General features: G+C 69.4%; 16 protein-coding genes and 1 pseudogene. 5 read left to right on the top strand and 12 right to left on the bottom strand.

Annotation, left to right across the window (positions count from 1 at the left end; all coding sequences use genetic code 11):
- Nucleotides 1-384 precede the first annotated feature (384 nt).
- Complete coding sequence (locus ACNI65_RS17245; protein WP_416758222.1) at nt 385-2103, top strand: hypothetical protein; 1719 nt, start codon at nt 385-387, stop codon at nt 2101-2103.
- 18 nt (nt 2104-2121) lie between these two features.
- On the opposite strand, the gene ACNI65_RS17250 is transcribed toward ACNI65_RS17245, so the two are convergent.
- The 6 genes from ACNI65_RS17250 to ACNI65_RS17275 all read right to left on the bottom strand — a co-directional run bounded on the left by ACNI65_RS17250 (nt 2122) and on the right by ACNI65_RS17275 (nt 9198).
- Entirely contained in the window at nt 2122-2877 is a 756-nt protein-coding gene (locus tag ACNI65_RS17250; protein ID WP_416763646.1) for an ABC transporter ATP-binding protein, read from the bottom strand.
- A 32-nt stretch (nt 2878-2909) separates the two neighbouring features.
- Nucleotides 2910-3707 (bottom strand): ABC transporter ATP-binding protein, encoded by a 798-nt coding sequence (locus ACNI65_RS17255; protein WP_416758224.1) that lies wholly within the window; start codon nt 3705-3707, stop codon nt 2910-2912.
- Nucleotides 3704-5131, bottom strand: coding sequence for a branched-chain amino acid ABC transporter permease (locus ACNI65_RS17260; protein ID WP_416758226.1), 1428 nt, complete (start codon nt 5129-5131; stop codon nt 3704-3706). Before ACNI65_RS17260 ends, ACNI65_RS17255 begins: the two co-directional genes overlap by 4 nt.
- A 3-nt stretch (nt 5132-5134) precedes the next feature.
- On the bottom strand, nt 5135-6079 hold the full coding sequence (locus ACNI65_RS17265; RefSeq protein ID WP_416763647.1) for a branched-chain amino acid ABC transporter permease: 945 nt from the start codon (nt 6077-6079) through the stop codon (nt 5135-5137).
- Nucleotides 6080-6167: 88 nt separating this feature from the next.
- Complete coding sequence (locus tag ACNI65_RS17270; protein WP_416758228.1) at nt 6168-7433, bottom strand: branched-chain amino acid ABC transporter substrate-binding protein; 1266 nt, start codon at nt 7431-7433, stop codon at nt 6168-6170.
- A gap of 94 nt (nt 7434-7527) precedes the next feature.
- Nucleotides 7528-9198, bottom strand: coding sequence for a 3-(methylthio)propionyl-CoA ligase (locus tag ACNI65_RS17275; protein ID WP_416758229.1), 1671 nt, complete (start codon nt 9196-9198; stop codon nt 7528-7530).
- A gap of 244 nt (nt 9199-9442) precedes the next feature.
- Here ACNI65_RS17275 and ACNI65_RS17280 point away from each other — a divergent pair.
- Nucleotides 9443-10981 (top strand): annotated as a pseudogene (locus tag ACNI65_RS17280) (methyl-accepting chemotaxis protein); the annotation flags it as partial.
- 63 nt (nt 10982-11044) lie between these two features.
- On the opposite strand, the gene ACNI65_RS17285 reads toward ACNI65_RS17280, so the two are convergent.
- The 6 genes from ACNI65_RS17285 to hutC form a co-directional block, all read right to left on the bottom strand.
- On the bottom strand, nt 11045-12601 hold the full coding sequence (locus ACNI65_RS17285; RefSeq protein ID WP_416758230.1) for a methyl-accepting chemotaxis protein: 1557 nt from the start codon (nt 12599-12601) through the stop codon (nt 11045-11047).
- 95 nt (nt 12602-12696) lie between these two features.
- Nucleotides 12697-14052, bottom strand: coding sequence for a formimidoylglutamate deiminase (gene hutF / locus ACNI65_RS17290; RefSeq protein WP_416758231.1), 1356 nt, complete (start codon nt 14050-14052; stop codon nt 12697-12699).
- The gene (gene hutG / locus ACNI65_RS17295; protein WP_416758233.1) at nt 14049-14873 is read right to left on the bottom strand and encodes an N-formylglutamate deformylase; all 825 of its coding nucleotides are present in this window, start codon (nt 14871-14873) and stop codon (nt 14049-14051) included. The genes hutF and hutG overlap by 4 nt, the downstream gene beginning before the upstream one ends.
- The gene (gene hutI / locus ACNI65_RS17300) at nt 14870-16126 is read right to left on the bottom strand and encodes an imidazolonepropionase (RefSeq protein WP_416758234.1); all 1257 of its coding nucleotides are present in this window, start codon (nt 16124-16126) and stop codon (nt 14870-14872) included. The genes hutG and hutI overlap by 4 nt, the downstream gene beginning before the upstream one ends.
- On the bottom strand, nt 16123-16677 hold the full coding sequence (locus ACNI65_RS17305) for a HutD family protein (protein WP_416758236.1): 555 nt from the start codon (nt 16675-16677) through the stop codon (nt 16123-16125). Before ACNI65_RS17305 ends, hutI begins: the two co-directional genes overlap by 4 nt.
- 97 nt (nt 16678-16774) lie before the next feature.
- Nucleotides 16775-17506 (bottom strand): histidine utilization repressor, encoded by a 732-nt coding sequence (hutC, locus tag ACNI65_RS17310; RefSeq protein WP_416758237.1) that lies wholly within the window; start codon nt 17504-17506, stop codon nt 16775-16777.
- Between the two features lie 75 nt (nt 17507-17581).
- Between hutC and hutU the strand changes: the two genes are divergently transcribed.
- From hutU to ACNI65_RS17325, 3 genes are all read left to right on the top strand, one after another.
- Nucleotides 17582-19300 carry a urocanate hydratase gene (hutU, locus tag ACNI65_RS17315; protein ID WP_416758238.1) on the top strand — a complete coding sequence of 573 codons (1719 nt, stop codon included), beginning with the start codon at nt 17582-17584 and terminating at the stop codon, nt 19298-19300.
- Nucleotides 19301-19366: 66 nt separating this feature from the next.
- The gene (hutH, locus tag ACNI65_RS17320; protein ID WP_416758239.1) at nt 19367-20926 is read left to right on the top strand and encodes a histidine ammonia-lyase; all 1560 of its coding nucleotides are present in this window, start codon (nt 19367-19369) and stop codon (nt 20924-20926) included.
- A gap of 158 nt (nt 20927-21084) precedes the next feature.
- Entirely contained in the window at nt 21085-22374 is a 1290-nt protein-coding gene (locus tag ACNI65_RS17325; RefSeq protein ID WP_416758240.1) for an alpha/beta hydrolase, read from the top strand.
- Nucleotides 22375-22383: the final 9 nt, after the last annotated feature.

The raw sequence follows: 22383 nt of genomic DNA on the forward strand, positions 1-22383 counted from the left end.
TGTTCTTGTTGCCTGGCCGCCACTGTAGTTCGGCGTCCGTGCGGCGGGGAGACCCGCGCCACCCGGATCAGGGGACGCCGCCACGCGCGTCGGACCTTCGAACGTGGGGGGCATCAATGTCGGGAAAGCGCAGGGCGCGCCAGCGCACCTGGCGCCACTGACCTGGCCTCCCCGCCACCGGTCAAGGACATGTTCCCTCACGCCCTCTTCACCTCGCCGGCCGCGCTCCCCACCGCCTCCGGCCACCCGGCTCCCGACACGCCGCCTTCCGGTCACCTGGACCGGGCCTCCGGGCCAGGCCGCCAGACGCTCGACCGGTGGCCGCTCCCGACCCCGGCGGCGGCACCGGAGACCGCGCCCTGGCGCGACGTGGGCCGCTGGCGCATGAGCCTGCGCGACGCGATTCATGGCCGCGGCACGCTGTCCGGCAAAGGGCCGCGGCTGGGCGTCTCCGACGCGGTCGCGATCCGCACCGCGTTGAAGGCCATCCCCGCTGCCGCGCTGCTGCCGGGCGAGGACGGCCTGCGCCGGGCGGCGATCGCCGCCTTGAAGCTCAAGCCCCTCGACCGCCTCCGCCGCCACCACGATCTGCCCCCCGCGCAGAGTCACCTGGTCAAGGAGGCGCTGCTGCTGGGAGACGCCTGCATGTGCTGCGGCCCGATCGACCAGCGACGGCCACGGTCCACGGACGAGATGGCGGCCTTGCAACGCCTGACGGCCTGGGCCGGCATCGGTCCGCAGGACCGTCAAGCTGCCGGCCTGGTGGCGGCCGTGCGCTCGCCCGTCTATCGCGACGGCGTCCCGGTGGTGCAATGGCAGGAGCCCTGCTCCGACGCCGACCTGAAGCCGCTGGCCTTGCCACCCGAAGCGCTCCTGGCGCCGCTGCTCCTCGCGGAAGGCGCGCGGCCGCGGCTCGAGCTGAGCACCCACACCCTGCGGGCCGATGCGACCGTCGACGCCGAATCGCCGCTCTTTTCATGGCGAACGCTCAAGCCGCAACGACTGCCACGGCTCGCGGACCTCGCCGATCTGCCCACGCGGGTCGAAGGCCTCGACCTGCGGGGCCTGAAGCCGGACCTGCAATGGCCGGACATCGCGCCTCTCCTCGAACGACTGCCCGATCTGTTGCGGATCGAGGTGAATGACGAGCAGCTGATGCAGCCGCCGCCACCGGGATGGCGTCTGGACGTCGAGCTGGGACAGGCGCGCTTCGTTCGTATCGGCGCGGTGATCGAGGATCCGCCTCACGCGTCGTTCAACGAGTTCAGGCAGACGCTCGAGCGGCAGCTCCAGGGGCTGGACCTCAACGGCAGGTCGCTGATGGCGCGCGAGCACCTGGGCCGGCTGAAGCGGCTGCAACGGCACATGACCGAGCAGCCGATGGCGCCTCACGAGGTGATGGCGATCCTTCAGCGGGAGACCGGCAACTGCCTGGATGCCAATCTGATGCGCCTGGACGAGCTGGAGCTGCTCACCCGGCTCGGGGGCCGTCCCAGTATCCCCGACGTCGCGCTCCTCACGCTGCGCCAGGCGCTGACCCGCCGGGCACATCAGACGTCGGCGCATAGCCACCCTCTGAATGGCGAGAACCTGGAGATCGGTGTCGGACTGGCCTGGGCCGTCGATCGCCGGCTGGTGACGCTGTTGAACCTCGACGAGCGAGTGAGCCGTCCCGCCTACCCCAGCCTGGCGCGGCTGCCCGGTGTCGTGCTGGACGGCGGTCCGGTGAATGACCGGGCAGCGGCGGACGCGCTCATCGCCGCCGAGGTGCGTGATGGCTTCCCGACCCTCGCCCTCCTGCTGTGCTGGGACGCCCGGCTCGCCGAACCCGTGGCCGCCGTGCTCGATCGGGATGCCGACTTCCGGTCGACACGTACCGCCATCGAATCGGCCTTCCAGCGCGAATACGAACAGGCGGTCGAGCGCTCGGATGACCCGCTGGCCACAAGCGAAGCGTTCCAGCGCAAGGAGGAAGCGCTACAGCGGGCCCGGCTCGACCATCTGGTGGGCGCCTTGCAACCGGCATTGAGCCGGTTGCGTGCCGGCGGTGTCCTGCCCGTCGACGCGGCATTCACTGCGACCGGCGAGCACACCCGGCTCTGACCGTGAGCGCGCGGGCCTTCAGACCTCCAGCCACTCCTTGCGCACGTAGGCGTTGGCGCGGAGGTCCGCGGGCGTGCCTTCGAACACGATGCGGCCGTGCCCCATCACGTAGCAGCGCTCGGAGATCTCCAGCGCGATCGCCAGCTTCTGCTCCACCAGCAGCACCGACACGCCGCGCCGCTTGAGTTCCTTGAGGTACTCCGCGACCAGCTCCACGATCTTGGGCGCCAGGCCCTCGGTCGGCTCGTCGATCATGATCAGGTCCGGATCGCCCATCAGCGTGCGACACAGCGTCAACATCTGCTGCTCGCCGCCGGAGAGCACACCGGCCTCGGTGTGCTGGCGCTCCTTGAGCCGCGGGAACATCGCGTACATGTCGTCGAAGCTCCAGCGCGGCCCGGATCCGTCCCGGCCGCGCCGACCGCCCTTCTCCCCGAGCATCAGGTTCTGGTGCACGGTGAGCTTGGGGAAGATGTCGCGGTTCTCGGGCACGTAGCCGATGCCGCGATGCGCGATCTCATACGCCTTGCGGCCGAGCAGCTCCTGCCCGCCCCAGGCGATCGAGCCCGTCCCGTCGACCTGTCCCATGATGGTCTTGACCGTCGTCGAGCGCCCCGAGCCGTTGCGTCCCAGCAGGCTCACGATCTCGCCCGGTTTCACTTCCATCGACACGCCGTGCAGCACATGGCTCTTGCCGTAGAACGCGTGCACGTTGTCCAGCACCAGCGCCCGCGTGGAGACCTTGCCGGCCGCGCCGGTGCTCGCGGCGCGCATCGCGCCGACGTTGCTGTCATTGATCGCCACCGTCATGCGTGCGCTCCCGCGGCCTGCGATTCGGCCAGCACCGAACCGAGATACGCCTCCTGCACGCGCGTGTTGGCGCGCACCGCCTCGGGCGTGTCGAAGGCGATCACCTCGCCGTAGACCAGCACCGCGATCTTGTCGGCCAGGCCGAACACCACGCCCATGTCGTGCTCGACCGTCAGCAGCGTGCGGCCTTCCGTGACCTGGCGGATGAGCTGGATGAAGCGCTTGGTCTCGCTCTTGCTCATGCCCGCGGTCGGCTCGTCCAGCAGGATCACCTGCGAGCCGCCGGCGATCGTGATGCCGATCTCCAGCACGCGCGCCTCGGCATAGGTCAGGTTGACCGCCGGCACGTCGCGCTTCTTGTCGAGGTGCAGCATCTCCAGCAGTTCCTCGACGCGGTCGTTGACGTCGTCCATGCCGGCCAGGAATTTCCAGAACGCGTACTTGTGGCCCATCGACCAGAGCAGCGCGCAACGGATGTTCTCGAACACCGACAGCCGCGTGAACAGGTTGGACACCTGGAAGCTGCGCGACAGTCCGCGCCGGTTGATCTGGTAAGGAGACAGGTGATCGACGCGTTCGCCGAAGAGGCGGATCTCGCCGCTGGTGGGCGCGAAGCGGCCGCTGATCAGGTTGAACAGCGTGGACTTGCCCGCGCCGTTGGGGCCGATGATCGCGATGCGCTCGCCGGGTTTCACCGCGAGTTCCGCGCCGCGGATGATCTCGCTCTTGCCGAAGCTCTTGCGCACGGACTTCAGCTCCAGCGCGTAGGCCGTGTTCGGGACGTTCGCGCTCACAGGCTCTCCCTCCGCTTGATCTCTTTCTCGATCTCTTCCTGGGCGTGATCCCATTCGGCGCGGAACTGGCGGCGCAGCAGCTCGAAGAGCCCCAGCCCCGTCAGCAGCACGAAGCCCGCGCCGAACCAGGACTCCACGCTCCTGGCGTTCAGCGCCATGCCCAGGTATTTCATCTGCGGGCCGAGCGCCTCGTTGAGCTGCAGGTGATAGAGCATCTCCACCATCGCCGAGCCGCCGACCAGCATCGTCAGCGCCGCGCCGGCCAGGCCCAGGTAGGACGGCCACAACGCGCGCAGCTTGCCGAAGGCCGCCAGGCGCAGGTTCATCATGATCAGCGAGGCGATGCCGCCCGGCGCGTACATCACCATGAATAGGAACACGAGGCCGAGGTACAGCAGCCAGGCCTTGGTCAGCTCCGACAGCAGCACCAGCGCCACGACCATCAGCACCGCGCCGATGATCGGCCCGAAGAAGAAGGTCGCGCCACCCAGGAAGGTGAACAGCAGATAGGCGCCCGAGCGCGCCGCGCCGACGACCTCGGCGGTGACGATCTCGAAGTTCAGCGCCGACAGCCCACCCGACACGCCCGCGAAGAAGCCCGCGATCAGGAAGGCCAGGAAGCGCACCCACTGCGTGTCGTAGCCGATGAACTCGACGCGCTCGGGGTTGTCGCGCACCGCGTTGAGCATGCGGCCCAGCGGCGTGCGGGTGAACGCGAACAGCAGCGCCGTGCACACGAAGGCATAGATCGCGATCAGGTAATAGACCTGGATCTGCGGCCCGAAGCTGATGCCCCACACCGCCTTGCCCACGACCCGGTTGGAGGAAATGCCGCCCTCGCCGCCGAAGAACTCCGGCAGCATCAGCGACATCGACCAGATCAGCTCGGCCAGGCCCAGCGTGATCATCGCGAAGGGCGTGCCCGATTTCTTCGTCGACACGTAGCCGAACAGCGCCGCGAAGAACAGCCCCGCGAAGCCGCCGACGATGGGCACCAGGCTCACCGGCAGCGCGAGCTGGCCCGCGCCGACGACGTTCAGCGTGTGGATGGCCAGGTAGGCGCCCAGGCCGCTGTAGACCGCGTGGCCGAAGCTCAGCATGCCGCCCTGCCCCAGCAGCAGGTTGTAGGACAGGCACGCGATGATCGCGATGCCGATCTGCGACAGCATCGTCTGCGCCAGGCTGCTGGTCCACATCAGCGGCGCCACGATCAGCACCAGCGCGTAGAAGCCCCAGATCAGCCAGCGGCCGACGTTGTGCGGCTTGAAGTGATAGGTCTCGCCGCGCCGGGCGCGCGGCGGGCGGCCGGCCGCCGCGCCGCCGGGGGTGGCGCTGGCGTTGGCCGCGATGGTGGCATTGACCGCGGTGGTGACCGCCACGGTCGCCGCGGTGGTGGCCACGGTGGGGGGAATGACAGCGGCCATCGTTCAGCCCTCCCGCGTGCCGAGCAGGCCCTTGGGCCGGAAGATCAGGATGAGGACCATCAGCAGGTAGGGCAGGATGGGTGCGACCTGCGCCAGCGTGAGCTTGAGCAGCGGGTAGCCGAAGGTGTCGGGGCCGAGCTTGAACGCCTGCGCCAGCGACACGTCCACGGTGAGCGGCAGCGTCTGCAGCAGCCCGATGACGATGGAGGCGACGAAGGCGCCGGCCAGCGACCCGATGCCCCCGACCACCACGACGACGAAGATGATGGAGCCGACGATCACCGCCATCGCGGGCTCGGTCACGAAGGTGATGCCGCCGATCACGCCCGCGAGCGCGGCCAGCGCGCACCCGCTGCCGAAGACCAGCATGAACACGCGGGGCACGTTGTGGCCCAGCGACTCGACCATCTCGGGATGCGTCAGCGCCGCCTGGATGACCAGCCCGATGCGCGTGCGCGTGAGCAGCAGCCACAGCGACAGCAGCATGAACAGCGCCACCAGCATCATGAACGCGCGCGTCATCGGGAACTTGGAGCAGCTGGCCGCGGCGCACATCGCGGTCGAGGCCTCGCCCCAGACGAGCTGCAGCGCCTGACCGGGCGCATGCACCAGCGTGAAGGCGGCGCCCTGCAGCGAAGGCGGCGGCGAGAACGGCACCGCCGTGCGGCCCCAGATCAGCTGCACGACCTCCAGCACGACATAGGACAGGCCGAAGGTGATGAGCAGCTCCGGGACGTGTCCGAACTTGTGCACGCGCCGCAGCGCGCCCCGCTCGAACAGCGCCCCGCAGCCGCCCACCAGCAGCGGCGCGATCAGCAACGCGGGCCAGAACCCGATCCACCCGGCGATGGAATACGCGAAGTACGCGCCCAGCATGTAGAAGCTCGCATGCGCGAAGTTCAGCACGCCCATCATGCTGAAGATCAGCGTGAGGCCGGAGCTCAGCATGAACAGCAGCAGTCCCGAGGACAGGCCGTTCAGCAGGTTGATCAGGATCTGTTCCACGTCGTGATGCCCTTGCTGCCCTGGCTGCTCTTTAGGAAGGACGCTTCATCTGGCAGCTGGTCGGCGTGCTCGACACATACGCGTCGTAGGTCTTCACCGGGGCGAAGTTGAAGCCTGTGTTCTCGACGTTGTACGGATGCTTCGCGTCGACCTTCTCCCAGCGCGAGATGTAGATCGGCTGCTGCAGCTGGTGGTCGTTCTTGCGGATCTCGACGTCGCCGTTGAAGCTCCTGAACTTCAGACCTTCCAGCGCCGCGGCCACCTTCACCGGGTCGGTGCTCTTGGCCTTGGCCATCGCCGCGCCCAGCGCCGAGTAGATGTGGATGACGCTGCCGGTGTAGAAGTCGTCGTTGAACTTGGCCTTGAACTCATTGGCCCAGGTGTCCATCTGGCCGCCCATGTTGTTGTAGTTGTAGGCCGCCTGGTACACGCGTCCCGCGCCCGCCGCGCCGATGGCGGTGGGCGTGCCGGTGACGCCGGCGTAATACGTGTAGAACTTGCCGTTGTAGCCGGCCTCGGACGCCGCCTTCACCAGCAGCGCCAGGTCCGAGCCCCAGTTGCCGGTGATGACCGTGTCGGCGCCGCTGGCCTTGATCTTGGCCACATAGGGCGCGAAGTCGCGCACCTGGGCCAGCGGATGCAGGTCCTCGCCGACGATCTGCACGTCGGGCCGCTTGCGCGCCAGGCCTTCCTTGGCGTACTTGGCCACCTGATGGCCGTGCGCGTAGTTCTGGTTGAGCAGGTAGACCTTCTTGACGTCGGACTGGTCCTTCAGGAAGGTCGTGATCGCTTCCATCTTCATCGACGTGTCGGCGTCGAAGCGGAAGTGCCAGTAGCTGCACTTGCTGTTGGTCAGGTCCGGGTCCACCGCGGAATGGTTGAGGTACACGACCTCCTTGCCGGGATTGCGCTCGTTGTGCTTGTTGACCGCGTCGATGATGGCCAGCGCCGCGCCCGAGCCGTTGCCCTGCGTCACGTAGCGCACGCCCTGGTCGATGGCGGACTTCAGCGCGTTGAGCGACTCGGCCGGGCTCAGCTTGTTGTCGATCGGGATGATCTCGAACTTCACGCCGGCCGGATTGGTGGCGTTGAACTTCTCGGCGAAGAACTGGAAGGACTTCACCTGGTTCTGACCCACCGGCGCCATCAGGCCCGAGAGCGGATCGATCCAGGCGATCTTCACCACCTCGCCCTTCTGGGCATGCGCGCCAACGGCGGCGAACAGCGCGCCGAAGGCGACGGCGGCGAGCACCGTTCGGCGGGGCGTGACGATCGAGGACTTGCGGATCTGGTTCATGTCTGTCTCCGGAGATGTTGTTGATGTAGGACGCTGAACAGCAAGGAAATCGCAGAGATCCCGATGACGCGCGGGGTCGCGGGAAGACGGGGGCTCAGCAGCCCGGCAGCTTGTGGGCCTTGAACTGCTCGCGCAACTTGAGCTTGAGCATCTTGCCGGTGGCGGTGTGCGGAATCTCCTCGACGAACACGACGTCGTCGGGCACCTGCCACTTGGCGATCTTGCCCTCGTAGAAACCGAGCACCGACTCGCGTGTGAGCGCCGCGCCGGCCTCGCCGGGCTTGCGCACCACCACGAGCAGCGGGCGCTCGTCCCACTTGGGATGCGGCACCGCGATGACCGCGGCCTCGTGGATCGCGGGATGCGCCATGGCGATGTTCTCGACGTCGATCGAGCTGATCCACTCGCCGCCGGACTTGATGACGTCCTTGCTGCGGTCGGTGATCTGCATGAAGCCGTCGGCGTCGATCGCGGCGACATCCCCGGTGGGGAACCACGGGCCCGCGTCGCGCCCGTCCTCGCCGGTGACGCGGATCAGCGGCGAGCCCGCATGGCCGAAGTAGCTGTCGATGACCCAGGGGCCGCGCACGACCAGGTTGCCCGAGGTCTTGCCGTCCCAGGGCAGCGCGCGGCCGCCGTCGTCCACCACGGCCATGTCGACGCCGTAGATCGCCTTGCCCTGCTTCTCCAGCAGGTGGCGCTGCTGGTCCTTGGGCAGCGTCAGCTGGCGGCTGTTCAATCGAGACAGCGTGCCCAGCGGCGACATCTCCGTCATGCCCCAGGCGTGGATGACGTCCACGCCGTAATCGTCCATCAGCGTGCGCAGCATCGCCGGCGGGCAGGCCGAGCCGCCGATCACCGTGCGCTTGAAGCTCGAGAACTTCAGCCCGTTCGCGCCGACGTAGTTCAGCAGCCCCAGCCAGACGGTGGGCACACCGGCGCTGAAGGTCACCTGCTCGCTCTCGAAGAGCTCATAGAGCGACTTGCCATCCAAATGCGGCCCAGGCAGCACCAGCTTGCAGCCGACGAGCGCCGTGCTGTACGGCAGGCCCCACGCGTTGACGTGGAACATCGGCACCACCGGCAGGATCACGTCGCGGCGCGAGGCGGCCATCGCGTCGGGCAGCGCCGCGCCGTACGCGTGCAATACCGAGCTGCGGTGGCTGTAGACGGCGCCCTTGGGATGGCCGGTCGTGCCGCTCGTGTAGCAGATGCTGGAGGCGGTGTTCTCGTCGAACTCCGGCCAGACGTAGTGCCCGTCCTCGGCGTCGGCCAGCTCGTCGTAGCAGCGCAGGTTGGGGATCGCGCTCTGCGCCGGCATGTGGGCGCGGTCGGTCATGAGGATGAAGTCGCGCACCTGCGTGAGCTGCGGGGCGATCTTCTCCACCAGCGGCAGGAAGGTCAGGTCGAAGCACAACGCGCGATCGGCGGCGTCATTGACGATCCAGGCGATCTGCTCGGGGAACAGCCGCGGGTTGATCGTGTGGCAGACCAGGCCCGAGCCCGAGGTCCCGTAATAGAGCTCCAGGTGGCGATGGCCGTTCCAGGCCAGCGTGCCGACGCGCTCGCCGGGTTGCAGGCCCAGCCGCGCGAAGGCCTGCGCGAGCTGGCGGGCGCGGAACTCGACCGCGGCCCACGTGGTGCGATGCAGGTCGCCCTCGACCCGCTTGCTCACGATCTCCGTATCCCCGGAATGCCGCGCCGCATGCTGGATCAACGATGAGATCAGCAGGGGCATCGACATCATCTGGCCCATCAGCGCCATGTCGTCTCCTGGATATTGTTCCGGCGTCTCTGGGGCGCCTTGATTTCGGCTGTTCGAGTCAGTCTATCGACCGCTTCGGGCTCCTCGCGTCACCCTAGTGACGCGGCGGCGTTTTCGGCATAGGGGATTACACGGGACCACCGCGAGCGCAGGGGCTCTTGGCAGCGCCGGCCCGCGATGCTCAGAATCGGTGCGTCCAGGCCCGTTCATCGAAAAACCAGAACCTCACGACAAGGAGACATCGATGCGACTCAACGACCTTCCCCTGGCCAGCAAGCTCAACGGCGCGATCGTGCTGCTCATCGTGGCGATGCTCGTCGTGGGCACGCTCACGCTGTGGCGCAACGACCGGATCACGAGCGAGGCGACGGCGGCGATCAACGACGCGCAGGACCTGATCCGCAAGTCCGTGCAGTGGCAGGGCATGACGCAGACGGCGGTGGCGCGCAGCATGGCCAGCGCGATCAGTTCCGACCCGGCGGTGGGCGAGCTCTTCAAGGCCAACATCGCCAACGACGCGCCCGAGGTCGCCAAGCTGCGCGAGCAGATCGCCACGCAGGCCCAGCGCCCCGAGGACCAGGCCAAGCTCAAGGAGATCGTCGGGCTGGGCCAGACGCTGCTGGCCGCCAGCAAGAAGGCCCGCGAGGCCGGCGCGGCCGGGGACTGGAGCGCCACCAGCCGCATCGTGCAGAACGAGTACGTGCCCTCGGTGAAGGTCTACCTGGACGCGATCGGGCAGTTCGTCGTGATGCAGGAGCAGCGCGCCGATGCCGCGCGGCAGATGGCCGCCGATGCGCGCGCGTCGCTGCGCTGGCAGGCGGCCTTCGGCGCGGTGGTGATCGCGGCGCTGGGGCTGGTCACCGCGTGGCTGCTGATCCGCGCGATCGTGCAGCCGATGGCGCAGGCGGTGAAGGTGGCCGAGGCGGTGGCCGCGGGCGACCTGCGCTCCGACATCCAGCCGTCGAGCCGCGACGAGACCGGCCAGTTGCTGGACGCGCTGCAGCGCATGAACCAGAGCCTCACGGGCATCGTCGGCCAGGTGCGGCTGAGCAGCGACTCGATCGCCACGGGCGCCGGCGAGATCGCCACCGGCAATGCCGACCTGTCGCAGCGCACCGAGCAGCAGGCCGCCAACCTGCAGGAGACCGCGGCGTCGATGGAGGAGCTCACCGCCACCGTCAAGCAGAACGCCGAGACCGCGCGCACGGCGACGCAGCTCGCGCAGACGGCGTCCACCGTCGCGATCGAGGGCGGTCAGGCGGTGCAGCAGGTGGTGGCGGTGATGCGTCAGATCGACGAGAGCTCGCGCCGCATCAACGACATCATCGGCACCATCGACGGCATCGCCTTCCAGACCAACATCCTGGCGCTGAACGCCGCGGTCGAAGCCGCCCGTGCGGGCGAGCAGGGTCGCGGGTTCGCGGTCGTGGCTGGGGAGGTGCGCGCGCTGGCGCAGCGCAGCGCGGCCGCGGCCAAGGAGATCAAGACGCTGATCGGCGACAGCGGGGAGAAGGTCGAGACCGGCTCGCGCCTGGCGGGCTCGGCCGGCGACACGATGGGGCAGATCGTCGAGCAGGTGAAGCGCGTGTCCGACCTGATCTCGGAGATCAGCGCGGCGAGCGCCGAGCAGAGCCAGGGCATCGACCAGATCGGCGATGCGATCAGCCAGCTCGACCAGGTCACGCAGCAGAACGCGGCGCTGGTCGAGGAATCGGCCGCCGCGGCAGAGAGCCTCAAGCAGCAGGCGGCCCAGCTGAACCAGGCCGTCGCCGTGTTCCGGCTCTGAATCGGCAAGCACACGGCGATCGCGCGGGGCCGCGTGGCGCCGTGGTCGCCGCGTGGTGGATCAGCTCAGCTTGAACACCGCCACCGACTGCGACAGCGCATCGGCCTGATGCTGCAGGCTCTGCGCGGCGGCGGCGGACTCTTCCACGAGCGCGGCGTTCTGCTGCGTCATCTGGTCGAGCTGAGAGATCGCTGTGCCGATCTGGTTGATGCCGCCGCTCTGCTCGACGGTGGCGTGGCTGATCTCCGCGACGATGCGTGACACGCGCGTGATCGAGTCGGAGATCTCGTTCATCGTCTCGCCGGCGCGTTCGACGAGGGCGGCGCCGCTGGCCACGCTCTCGCCGCTGGCGGTGATCAGCTGCTTGATCTCCTTGGCCGCCTCGGCGCTGCGCTGCGCCAGCGATCGGACCTCGCTGGCCACGACCGCGAAGCCCCGGCCCTGCTCGCCCGCACGGGCGGCTTCCACGGCCGCGTTCAGCGCCAGGATGTTGGTCTGGAAGGCGATGCCGTCGATGGTGCCGATGATGTGGCCGATCCGCGAGGAGGACTCGCTGATCTTGCCCATGGTCTGCACGACCTCGCCCACGACGCTGACACCGCGTCCGGCCGCGCCGGCCGCTTCTTCCGCCAGCGCGTTGGCCTGCCGCGCGGAATCGGCGTTGTGCTGCACGCTGGCGGTGAGCTGCTCCATGGCCGAGGCGGTCTCCTCGAGGTTGGAGGCGGCCTGCTCGGTGCGGTAGCTCAGGTCGTGCGCCCCGGCGGCGACCTCGCGCGACGCGGTGGCGATGCTGTCGGTGGCGCTGCGCACGCCGCTGACGACCTCGCGGATCGAGCTCTGCATGCCCTGCACGCCGCGCATCATCGCGGAGGTCTCGTCGGTGCCGTTCACCTCGAGGCGTTCGCTCAGGTCCTGGCGCGCGATGCGTTCGGTCGTGGTGACGGCCTGCGCCAGCGGCGTGAGGATGGAGGCGATGTTGAAGAAGGTGAAGGTGCCGATCACCAGCACGCCCACGAGCATCACACCGCCCAGGGCCATGCGAATGCGGGTTTCCTCGGCGTCGATGCGTTGCACCTCCTGGTTGCCGCGCTCCATGATGGCCTTGGTCATGTCGCCGAGCTGCTTGTCCATCTCACGGACCGGGCCCTTGATGGGCTCCGTCTGGCGGTTGGCCTCGGCGGAGTCGGTGAACTCCTGCTTGAGGATGCGCGCCACGATGCCGTCCAGGCCGGCGCGGTAGCTGGCCAGCGAGCTCTTCATCGCCGGCGGCATGGACTTGATCTCGGGGAGGATGTCCAGGGCGGCGATGGCGTCCAGGTTCTTGTTGACGTTCTCGAAGGTCTTGCGCCATTCCTCGTGATAACGCTTGATGGCGTTGTCGTCGCCGATGTTGATCAGCATGTCCTTCTCGTAGCGGCGCAGGTTGCCGACGCCGGCGCGGACCTCGGAGAGCTGGACGAGGGATTCGACGTCCTGCTGCACGTAATGCTGGAAATCCTTCTTCGTGCGGGACATGGCCCAGAGGCCGTCGCCGCCGATGAGCAGCATGGCCAGCACCGAGAGGAGTCCGAGCGCCATGAGGCGCGTCCGGATCGTGAAGTTACGCATGGACCACATGGCATTCCCAACGTTCAAGGAGGAATGGGAAAAGCCTAGCAGCCGGCGTGCCAGCCGCACACCCTGTGGAAAAGGGGGGATGGGGCCAGGGGGCCTCAGCCCCAGAGCGCCTTCATCGTCCCGATGAAGCGCTCACGCCGTCCAGCGTCGTCGATCGCGCGGCGCTGACCGGCGACGTAGACCTGCTGCCAAGCCGCGCCCTGGCTGGCGAACACCAACCCGTCCAGCAGCGCCGCATCCGGCAGCCCCGCCAGCCCGCTCGCACCGCGATCCAGCACCAGGAAGTCCGCCCGCGCGCCGACGCGCAGCCCCCACTCGCCCAAGCCCGCTGCCCGGGCGCTGCCCGCGACGCAGGCATCGAACAAGCGCGCCGCCGTCGACGCCTGCACCCCCGGCCGCGCCGCGACATTGCGCCGCTGCAACCCCAGCCGCTGCCCGTATTCCAGCCAGCGCAGCTCTTCCACCCAGCCCCGGGTGACGTGGCTGTCCGACCCGACCGTCATCGGCACGCCCGCGGCCAACCACCCCGGCAGGTCCGCCAGCCCGTCGCCGAGATTGCCCTCGGTACCCGGACAGATGACCACCCCCGCGCCGCTCGCCGCGATCGCGGCGATCTCCTCCGGCCTGCTGTGCGTCGCATGCACCAGTTGCCAGCGCGGATCCAGCCCGTAGCCGGCGAGCAGCTCGATCGGCCGCCGCCCGGTGGCAGCGACGCAATCCCGGACCTCCTGCTGCTGCTCGGCCACATGGACGTGGATGGGCACCGGCGCATCTCCGACCAGCGCCTGCAGCGCGCGGATGTCCGCCTCATGCGCCGCGCGCAGCGAATGCACCGCCACGCCCGCGCGCACCAGCGGCAGACCCGCCGCGTTGATGCGCTGACACGCGCGCCAGACCCAGGCCGCATCAGTGCCGAAACGCCGCTGCGTCTCGCGCAGCCCCGTCTGGCCGAAGCCCGCATGCGCGTACAGCACCGGCAGCAGCGTCAGCCCGATGCCGACCTCCTGCGCCGCTTCGGCCAGCGCCATGGCCATCGCGTGTTCGTCCTCGTACGGCGTGCCGTCCTCGCGATGGTGCAGGTAATGGAACTCGCACACCTGCGTGTAGCCGCCGGCCAGCAGCTCCGTGTAAAGCTGCGCGGCGATGTCCTTGAGCTGCGCCGGCGTCACGCGCAGCGCCACGCCGTACATGCGATCGCGCCAGGACCAGAAGTCGTCGCTGTCGCTGTCGCGCTGCTCCGCCAGGCCTGCGAACGCGCGCTGGAACGCGTGGCTGTGCGCGTCCACGAGCGTCGGCAGCACAGGCCCCTCCAGACGCACCGCCTCGGCCGGGACATCCGCGCCGACCTTGATCGAGGCCCACTGCCCCTGCGCATCCACGCGCATCAGCACCTCGCGCTGCCACTGCCCGTCGATCCAGGCCAGCGGCGCATGGAAGGTCCTGTCGCTCACGCCGCACCTCGCGACGGATTGGCCAGCAGGTAGCCCTGCAGCAGCATCGTCAGCACCGGCCGCACGCGCTCCACGCAGGCGCTGTCGAGCTCATACCCGGTGAAGCCCATGTCGTTCTCGACCATGTAGCAGCGATAGCACATCTCGAGCTGCACGGCCTGCTGGCCCAGCTCCGGCTTGCCGTACTGGCGCGTGATGTAGCCGCCCTTGAAGCGGCCGTCCACGACCCAGCTGAACGCGTCCTGCGCCTGCAGCACGATCTCCATCGCCTGACGCGTGACCTGCTTGCAGCTCTTGCCCTCGACGGTGCCGATGTTCAGGTCGGGCAGCTGCCCCTCGAAGAGCCAGGGCAGCTCGGAGCGGATGCTGTGGGCCTCGAACAGCAACGCGAGGCCGTGTTCCTGACGCAGCCGTTGCAGCTCGCCCTGCAGCGCCTGGTGGTACGGCGCCCAGTACTGCTCGATGCGGCGCTGCTTCTCCTCGGCATCCGGCGCCTGCCCGTCCTTGTAGAGCGGCTCGCCGGTGAAGAAGCGCGTCGGGCAGAGCTCGGTGTTGGACGCGCCCGGGTACATCGGCGTGTCCTCGGGCGGGCGGTTCAGGTCGATCAGGTAGCGCGAATAACGCGGGATCAGCAGCCCCGCGCCGAGCTGCTCGGCGATCGGCGCGTACAGCGGCTCGAGGTGCCAATCGGTGTCCTCGCTGCCCAGCGCGCGCTCGACATAACGGCCCTGCTGGTCCGCCGGGATCTCGCGGCCCACGTGCGGCATGCTGATCAGCAGCGGCGTGCGGCCGCGCCGCAGTTCAAAGACGTCGTGTTTCATCGGTCCATCCTCCTGACGCCGCCCACCACGGTCTGACGCAGCGGATTGCGTCCGAACCAGTAGGCCAGCTCGCGCGGATGCGCGGCGTCCCACAGGCAGAAATCGGCGCGCTGGCCGGCCACGAGCCGGCCGCGATCGTGCAGGCCCAGCGCCCGCGCCGCGTTCACCGTCATGCCGCGCAAAGCCTCCTGCGGCGTCATGCGGAAGAAGGTGCAGGCCATGTTCAGCATCAGCAGCAGCGACAAGCCCGGCGAGCTGCCCGGGTTGTGGTCGGTCGCCAGCGCGATGGGCACGCCCGCGTCGCGCAGCGCCTGAATGGGGGGCAACTTCGTCTCCCGCAGGAAATAGAAGGCGCCAGGCAGCAGCACCGCCACCGTGCCCGCCTGCTTCATCGCGGCGATGCCGGACTCGCTCAGCCATTCCAGGTGATCGCAGGACAACGCGTTGAACTCGGCGGCCAGCGCCGCCCCGCCCTGATCGCTCAACTGCTCCGCATGCAGCTTGACCGGCAGGCCCAGCGCGCGGGCGGCCTCGAAGACGCGGCGCGTCTGCGCGGGCGTGAAGGCGATGCGCTCGCAGAAGGCGTCGACCGCGTCCACCAGTCCCTGGCGCTTGAGCTCCGGCAGCCAGGCGCAGACGGCATCGACGTACTCGTCCTGACGGCCCTCGAATTCAGGCGGCAGCGCATGCGCGCCGAGGTAGGTCGTGCGCACCGTCAGGCCGAGCTCACCGAGCTTGCGCGCCACGCGCAGGCACTTGGCCTCGGCCGCGAGCGACAGACCGTAGCCGGACTTCACCTCCAGCGTCGTCAGCCCCTCGGCCATCAGCGCGCGGGCGCGCTGCACCGCGAGCACATGCAGCTCGTGCTCGCCAGCCAGCCGCGTCGCGGCCACCGTCGAGCGGATGCCGCCGCCGGCGCGGGCGATCTCCTCGTAGGTCGCGCCCTGCAGGCGCAGCTCGAATTCCGCCGAGCGCTCGCCGCCGTAGACCAGGTGCGTGTGGCAGTCGATCAGGCCCGGCGTGATGAGCGCCCCGTCCAGGTCGTGCTCCTCGACGACATCGGCGCGCAGCGCATCGGGCAGCTCGGCGGCCGGGCCGACCCAGCGCAGTTGCTCGCCCTCCACCACCATCGCGCCGCGTTCGACCAGGCCCCAGTCCGCGTTGCCGCCCGGGGCGTGCTCCCCCTCGGCCAGCGTGGCCAGGGTGGCGTTCGTCCACAGGGTGCGGCGGGCACCCGGTCGTTCCAGATTCATTCCTCGCTCCAGATCAGCCACCAGGCGGGGCCGTGTTGATCGCCGTCGTCGAAGACGCAGCTGTGCGCGGCCGGCGCCTCGCACCAGGCCAGCGTGTGCGGGGCCAGCGGCACCGAGCGGTGCCCGTGGATCAGCGTGCCGCCCTCCTGCGTGAACAGGCCCAGCCACTGCGCGCCGTGCGGGATCACCGGCCGGTCCGCGGGCTGCACCCGGAACACGCCGGCACCGCGCCGGTGCATCGCATTGAAATCCTGCGTCGGTCCGCCGATGAGCAGGCAGTTGGGCGCGTCCTCGCCGGCGAACTGCACGATGCCTTCGTTGGGCTTGATCGCGCGGCCGCGCAGGATCACGCCGTCGCCCGAGAGCACGCCGAACCAGCGGTCCACGCCGGGAAAGGCCGAGAACGGCCCGTCGCGGTCGATGTCCGCGATGCTGATGCGGACCTTCCAGTCCGCCACGTGCGGCCACGCGAGCAGCTCGCGCGTCCGTCCTCCTCCATTGCGCCACGGGGTCGGGGCGACCTCGTCCGCGGTGATCCTCATCCAGCTCATGGGGTCCGACTGATCGTTGGTGTTGTGCCAGGGCGGGATTCTCAGAGAGTCATTCATCGCGTCACGTCACCAATCGTCACACCGGGCCGCGCCAGGCTCAAGCCTGGAAGCTGCCTTCGAGGATGTAGCGGCTCGCCGGATGCACCAGTCGCACGGCGGTCACCGTCTTGCCCTGGCTGGATGTGGCACGTTTCACGACCAGGCAGGGTTCTCCCCGTGGCATGCCCAGCAGCCGGGCCTCCAGCGCGTTGGGCATGGCGGCCTCGATGGTGTAGCGCGCTTCCGACAGCGGTGCCACTTCCAGCAGGTAATGCGTCGGGGTGACGCGCTCGAAATCCTGGTCCATGTAGGCCGGCGCGCAGGCCGGATTCACGAGCCGGTCCTCGCACTGGATGGCGACGCCGTTCTCGCGATGGACGATGACGCTGTGGAACAGCGTCGCGCCGGTGCGAAGCCCGAGCTGCGCCGCCTGCCCCGCGCTGGCCTTGAGCGTCTCCAGCACATGCACCCTCGCCTCGTGGCGGTGCCCGCGCTCGGCGATCTCCTCATGCACGTCACGCACCGTCAGCGTCGAGGCGATGCGGTGCAGTTGCGCCACGAAGCTGCCCACGCCCTGCACGCGCTCGACCAGTCCCTCCTGATGCAGCTCGCGCAGCGCGCGGTTGACCGTCATGCGGCTCACGCCGAAGGCCTCGGTCAGCTCTGACTCCGAGGGCAGGCGCTCGCCCGGGCGCCAGCGGCCGCTGGCGATGCCCTCGCGCAGATGCGTCTTGACCTTCAGGTACTGCGGCGAGGGGCCGCCGGTCGCGATCGAGGAAGGGGTCACCATGGGCCGGCATCCTACTTGACTGTACTTGTATAGACAACTCAGGAAACCGCTCCTATGATCGCGCCCCATCGACCCATGCAGACCCAGGAGACCTCGATGACCGCTCCCGCTTCCTCCGCCCAGCCGCGCCCGGTGCGCGCGCCCACCGGCACGCAGCTGAGCTGCAAGAACTGGCTGATCGAGGCCGCCTACCGGATGATCCAGAACAACCTGGATCCGGCCGTCGCCGAGAACCCCGATGCGCTCGTGGTCTACGGCGGCATCGGCAAGGCGGCGCGCAACTGGGACTGCTTCGAGCAGATCCTCACGTCGCTGAGGAACCTCAACGAGGACGAGACGCTGCTGATCCAGTCGGGCAAGCCGGTGGGCGTCTTCCCCTCGCATGTGGACGCGCCGCGCGTGCTGCTGGCCAACTCCAACCTGGTGCCCGCGTGGGCCAACTGGGAACACTTCAACGAACTCGACCGCAAGGGTCTGATGATGTACGGCCAGATGACGGCCGGCTCGTGGATCTACATCGGCTCGCAGGGCATCGTGCAGGGCACGTACGAGACCTTCGCCGAGGCCGGCCGCCAGCACTTCGGCGGCGACCTCGTCGGCCGCTGGGTGCTGACCGCGGGCCTGGGCGGCATGGGCGGCGCGCAGCCGCTGGCGGCGACCTTCGCCGGCGCGTGCTCGCTGACGATCGAGTGCCAGCAGTCGCGCATCGACTTCCGCCTGAAGACGCGTTATGTCGATGAGCAGGCGGCCGACCTGGACGACGCGCTCGCCCGCATCGCCAAGTACACCGCCGAGAAGAAGGCCGTCTCCATCGCGCTGCTGGGCAACGCAGCGGAGGTGCTGCCCGCGCTGGCCGCGCGCGTGAAGGCCGGCAGCGCGATCAAGCCGGACCTGGTCACCGACCAGACCTCCGCGCATGACCTGATCAACGGCTACCTGCCGGTGGGCTGGAGCGTCGAGCAGTGGAAGGCCGCGTCGGCCGATCCGGCCAAGCACGCCGACCTGAAGGCCGCCGCCGCGCGCGGTTGCGCGGTGCATGTGCAGGCGATGCTGGACTTCCAGGCGATGGGTATTCCCACCGTCGACTACGGCAACAACATCCGCCAGGTCGCCTTCGACCAGGGCGTGAAGAACGCCTTCGACTTCCCCGGCTTCGTGCCCGCCTACGTGCGCCCGCAGTTCTGCGAGGGCCGCGGCCCGTTCCGCTGGGTCGCGCTGTCCGGCGATCCGGAGGACATCTACAAGACCGACGCCAAGATCAAGGAGCTCTTCCCGCACCATGCGGGCGTGCACCGCTGGCTGGACATGGCGCGCGAGCGCATCGCCTTCCAGGGCCTGCCCGCGCGCATCTGCTGGCTGGGCCTGGGCGAGCGCCACAAGGCCGGCCTGGCCTTCAACGAGATGGTCCGCACCGGCGAGCTGAAGGCCCCGATCGTGATCGGCCGCGACCACCTGGACTCGGGCTCGGTGGCCAGCCCCAACCGCGAGACCGAATCGATGCAGGACGGCTCGGACGCGGTGTCCGACTGGCCGCTGCTCAACGCGATGCTCAACACCGCCGGCGGTGCGACCTGGGTGTCGCTGCACCACGGCGGCGGCGTGGGCATGGGCTACTCGCAGCACAGCGGCGTGGTGATCGTGTGCGACGGCACCGAGGCCGCCGACAAGCGCCTCTCGCGCGTGCTGTGGAACGACCCCGGCACCGGCGTCATGCGCCATGCCGACGCGGGTTACGAGCTCGCGCAGCAGACCGCGCAAGAGCGCGGCCTGAAGCTGCCGATGCTGGGCCGCTGAGGCCTGCCGCGTTCTCCGCAGCGTTCTCCGCCGCGTTCCCCGCCCCCGACTTCCATTCGACGACCCATGACGACTTCCCTTGAACTCATCCCCGGCCGCCTGACGCTGGACCAGCTGCGCCGCATCCGCGCCGGCGGCGTGACGCTCGCGCTGCACGCCGACGCCTGGCCCGCGATCCGTCGCGGCGCCGCCGTCGTGCAGGCCGCCGCCGCGGGCGACGACCCGGTCTACGGCGTCAACACCGGCTTCGGCAAGCTCGCGTCCAAGCGCATCGGCAAGGACGAGCTGGCCGCGCTGCAGCGCAACCTGATCCGCTCGCACTGCGTGGGCGTGGGCGCGCCGCTGGCGCCGCCGGTCGTGCGGCTGATGCTGGCGACCAAGGCGGCCTCGCTGGCGCGCGGCTTCTCCGGCGTGCGCGAGTCCGTCGTGCAGAGCATCCTCGACGCGTTCAACGCGGGCCTGGTGCCCTACGTGCCGGCGCAGGGCTCGGTGGGCGCCTCGGGCGACCTCGCGCCGCTGTCGCACATGACGCTGGCGCTGATGGGCGAAGGCGAGATGCTGGTCGACGGCGAGCGCAAGCCCGCGCTGGCCGAGCTGGAGAAGGCCGGCCTGAAGCCGCTGGTGCTGGAAGCGAAGGAAGGCCTGGCGCTGATCAACGGCACGCAGACCTCGACGGCGCTGGCGCTGGAAGGCCTGCTGCGTTTCGAGACCGTCTATGCCGCGGCCGTTGTCAGCGGCGCGCTGAGCCTGGACGCGGCGCGCGGCAGCGACGGCCCCTTCGATCCGCGCATCCACGAAGTGCGCGGCCAGCCCGGCCAGATCGAGGCCGCCGCCGCGTATCGCGCGCTGCTCGCGGGCAGCCCGATCCGCCAGTCGCATCGCGATGGCGATGATCGCGTGCAGGATCCCTACTGCCTGCGCTGCCAGCCGCAGGTGATGGGCGCGTGCCTGGACCAGTCGCGCTACGTGCGCGACGTGCTGCTGCGCGAGGCCAACGCGGTGACGGACAACCCGCTGGTGTTCGCGCCGGAGAACGGCCCGGCGGCGATGGTCAGCGGCGGCAACTTCCACGCCGAGCCGGTGGCGCTGGCCGCCGATGCGCTGGCCTGCGCGATCGCGGAAGTCGGCGCCATCGCCGAGCGCCGCATCGCGATGCTGATCGACACGGGCGTGTCGCGCCTGCCGGCCTTCCTGACCGAGAACGCCGGTTTGAACTCGGGCTTCATGATCGCGCACGTCACCGCCGCGGCGCTGGCCAGCGAGAACAAGTCGCTCGCGCATCCGGCCAGCGTGGACAGCCTGCCGACCTCCGCGAACCAGGAGGACCATGTGTCGATGGCCACGTTTGGCGCGCGCCGGCTGGGTCCGATGCTGGACAACACGGCGCACATCGTCGCCATCGAGCTGCTGGCCGCCGCGCAGGGCATCGAGTTCCTGCGTCCGCTGCGCAGCTCGGCCCCGCTGGAGGACGTGCACGCGCTGCTGCGCGAGCGCTGCCCCGCGATGCCCAGCGATCACTACCTGGCGCCTGACATCGAGCGCGCGTTCACGCTGGTCAATGACGACGGCCCGCGCGGTCCGGCCGCGCTGCTGCGCGCGCGCACCGAGATGGTCGTGCTGGACTGATCGTGCTGGACTAATATCCGGGCCTTGGGGCGGACACGCGTCCGCCCCCTTCTCATCCCGGCGAGTCCCTCATGCCTCACCCCGCCCTCACGGCGCGCCCTTCGCGCGCCGTTGTCGTTTCCGCCCAGGCCGTGGCGGATCGTGCTTCGCCCCACCTTGTGCGCTTCGTTGCCGCGCTGTTGCTGCTGATCGCGGCGATGCTGGTCGCGCCGCGCGCGTTCGCCGCCACGAAGGTCGTCTTCGACATCGACCTGCGCGAGGAAATCGCCGCGGGCCGGTTCGATCCGGCCAAGGACATGGTCGGCGTGCGGGGCGGCGCGGCGCCGCTGAGCTGGTCGCGCTCGCTGATCGCGCCGGCCGCGGGGCTGGGACGCGACGGCTGGTACAGCGTGACGGCGGTCTTCGAGCGCGTGCCCGCCGGCGGCACGGTGCTCTACAAGTTCCGCGTGGAGCGCTCCGGTCAGGGCGAGGGCGACGCGGGGTGGGAGACCGGCGGCAATCGCGCGATCGAACTGGTGTCGGACGAGGTCCGCGTGACGCGCGCGTTCAACGCGCCGGGCGCGCCGATCTCGCTGAGCCGCGCCGGGACGATCGAGCGGCTGGACCCGCTGCCCGCGAAGTTCGTCGGCGAGCGCGCGGTGCAGGTCTGGCTGCCGCCGAACTACGAGCGCGACACGCAGCGTCGTTATCCGGTGCTCTACCTGCATGACGGTCAGAACGTGTTCGACGCGGCGGCGGCCGGGGCGGAGTGGCAGGTCGACGAGACCGCGCAGCGGCTGACGGTCGACGGGCAGATCCAGGCGATGATCATCGTCGGGGTGAACAACACGGCCAAGCGGATGGACGAGTACACCCCGACGGCGATGAGCCGCGACGGACACACGCAGGGCGGCCAGGGGCCGGCGTATGCGCGGTATCTGATCGAGCAGCTCAAGCCCGCGATCGACGCGCGGTATCGCACGATGCCCGATGCGGCGCACACGGCGGTGGGAGGATCGTCGCTGGGCGGAATCATGAGCCTGTGGCTGGCGATGCATCACGGGGATGTGTTCGGCGCGGCGCTGGTGGTGTCGCCGTCGCTGTGGTGGGATGACGAATTCCCGATCCGGGATGTGGCCCGCACGCCCTTGCCGATGAGCGTGGACCGTCCGCGCCTGTGGCTGGACATGGGCACCAACGAGGGTCCGCAGGCGATCACGCAACTGCGCAAGCTGCGCGCTCAGCTGTTCGCACGCGGATGGCAGCGCACGACCTTGAACTACGTCGAGGTCGCCGGCGGCACCCATGACGAGGGAAGTTGGGCGGCGCGTGTCGAAGACATGCTGCGCTTCCTGGACCGGCAGGTCTGGAACGAGCAGGGCCGCAAGGAGCCGGCCGTTGGTCAGGATCCTTATCCGACCGTCCAGGTCCCGGACATCTACAAGCCTCGCCGCTCCTCGCAGTACTGACGCAAACGG

It is taken from the genome of Roseateles sp. So40a (assembly GCF_048081605.1).
Taxonomy (GTDB): domain Bacteria; phylum Pseudomonadota; class Gammaproteobacteria; order Burkholderiales; family Burkholderiaceae_C; genus Roseateles.

Bases quoted from the DNA above. Each gene is read 5' to 3' on its own strand.
- ACNI65_RS17275 (WP_416758229.1), bottom strand. From the start codon at position 9,198: ATGGCGCTGATGGGCCAGATGATGTCGATGCCCCTGCTGATCTCATCG.
- ACNI65_RS17285 (WP_416758230.1), bottom strand. From the start codon at position 12,601: ATGTGGTCCATGCGTAACTTCACGATCCGGACGCGCCTCATGGCGCTC.
- ACNI65_RS17260 (WP_416758226.1), bottom strand. From the start codon at position 5,131: ATGGCCGCTGTCATTCCCCCCACCGTGGCCACCACCGCGGCGACCGTG.
- hutC (WP_416758237.1), bottom strand. From the start codon at position 17,506: ATGGTGACCCCTTCCTCGATCGCGACCGGCGGCCCCTCGCCGCAGTAC.
- hutG (WP_416758233.1), bottom strand. From the start codon at position 14,873: ATGAAACACGACGTCTTTGAACTGCGGCGCGGCCGCACGCCGCTGCTG.
- hutU (WP_416758238.1), top strand. From the start codon at position 17,582: ATGCAGACCCAGGAGACCTCGATGACCGCTCCCGCTTCCTCCGCCCAG.
- hutH (WP_416758239.1), top strand. From the start codon at position 19,367: ATGACGACTTCCCTTGAACTCATCCCCGGCCGCCTGACGCTGGACCAG.
- ACNI65_RS17305 (WP_416758236.1), bottom strand. From the start codon at position 16,677: ATGAGCTGGATGAGGATCACCGCGGACGAGGTCGCCCCGACCCCGTGG.
- ACNI65_RS17265 (WP_416763647.1), bottom strand. From the start codon at position 6,079: ATGCTGAGCTCCGGCCTCACGCTGATCTTCAGCATGATGGGCGTGCTG.
- ACNI65_RS17270 (WP_416758228.1), bottom strand. From the start codon at position 7,433: ATGAACCAGATCCGCAAGTCCTCGATCGTCACGCCCCGCCGAACGGTG.
- hutI (WP_416758234.1), bottom strand. From the start codon at position 16,126: ATGAATCTGGAACGACCGGGTGCCCGCCGCACCCTGTGGACGAACGCC.
- ACNI65_RS17250 (WP_416763646.1), bottom strand. From the start codon at position 2,877: ATGCGCGCCGCGAGCACCGGCGCGGCCGGCAAGGTCTCCACGCGGGCG.
- ACNI65_RS17245 (WP_416758222.1), top strand. From the start codon at position 385: ATGAGCCTGCGCGACGCGATTCATGGCCGCGGCACGCTGTCCGGCAAA.